The 1,429-nt window shown below is 46.4% G+C and carries 1 protein-coding gene and 1 pseudogene; both read left to right on the top strand.

Annotation, left to right across the window (positions count from 1 at the left end; translation table 11 throughout):
• On the top strand, nt 1-262 hold a 262-nt coding region (locus tag ASG33_RS09400), incomplete at its 5' end, for a gliding motility-associated C-terminal domain-containing protein (protein WP_157474672.1).
• Between the two features lie 190 nt (nt 263-452).
• Nucleotides 453-1,429, top strand: a pseudogene (locus ASG33_RS09405) (gliding motility-associated C-terminal domain-containing protein); the annotation flags it as partial.

A 1,429-nucleotide genomic window follows, 5' to 3' on the forward strand; every position in this document is an offset into this window, starting at 1 on the left:
AAATGGGGACACGAAAAACGATGTGTTCCAGCCTTATGAATGCCCTGCTTTTGTGCAGTCCATGGAGTTTACTGTCTTCAACAGGTGGGGTGCCAAGGTGTTCTCTACCACCGATGTGAACATCAACTGGAACGGAAAAACCAATGCAGGAAAAGACCTCGCAGCAGGGCAGTATTACTACGAAGCAAGGGTCCGTTTTGAATCAGCTAAAAGAGAAAGCGAGCAAACTATCCTGAAAGGGTGGGTACAGCTTATCAGGTAAGGCAGAGGTAAAACAGAGCGCAGGTTAAACTACTATCAGGATATGATTGGATGAGTTGTTTGGTAAGTTTACATAATCACATATATTCGCTTTGAACGCACACATTTTGTGTAAATTTTCGTTCATCTAGTTAGTTGAAAAGTGATTAACAGGCTTTAAAACCTCTATCCAATAGCTTGATTTAACATATATGCGCTCTGCTTTACGACTTCTACTATATACTTTCTCGCTTTGCTTTTTGTTTTCCGGCTTTGATGCGATGGCCACGCACATTCGCGCCGGAGAAATTACGGCGAGGAGAATCTCGGGCCTTACTTATGAGCTTAAACTCACCGCCTATTTTGATATGCAAAATGGAGAGGGTGCAGCCAACGCTCAGAACACCATCTTTTTTACGATAGGGAACGTCCGGTCTTCGGGTACCCCGGTGGTTCTTGAAGCGCCGAGAGTCGAAAACCCGCCACCGGATATCGGCAACAATACAACCCGCAATACCTACATTATTAATTACACATTTCCGGCTGCGGCAGCTTACAGGATCTCATTTGAAGAGGATAACAGAAATAATGGTATCCTGAATATCGGACCTCCGCCCACTCAAAACCTTAACTTTTACGTTAGTACCATTCTTGAAATCAATCCGCAGTTCGGTGCTAATCAAACTCCTGTTTTACTGAATGCGCCCATTGATCTTGCTGCGGTAGGACAGCGTTACATTCACAATCCCAATGCATTCGACGCCGATGGCGATAGTCTTGCATACCGCCTTTTTGTCCCTCAAAGAAGTGGCGTAAATGGCGCAGGCATCAATCTTCAATATGTTAATCCTAACCAGATCGGCGCACCAGGCCGCACTGAGGCAGGTGCTTCGCCCGCTAATTTCAGCATCAATGAACTCACAGGTGACCTTGTCTGGGATGCACCTGTAACAAAAGGTTATTATAACGTAGCATTCATCGTAGAAGAATGGCGGGATGGTGTCCTGATTGGGCAAATCGTCCGGGATATGCAGATCATCGTGGACGACGCCCGCAACGATCGCCCGTTAATGGACCCGCTGAATGACATTTGTGTGGAAGCAGGTACTTTCATCAACCAGCAGATCAGGGCCACTGACAAGAATGGTGACAGGCTTACACTTACTTCCACCGGAGGGGTGTACCAGAG

The organism is Dyadobacter sp. Leaf189 (assembly GCF_001424405.1).
Lineage (GTDB): Bacteria > Bacteroidota > Bacteroidia > Cytophagales > Spirosomataceae > Dyadobacter.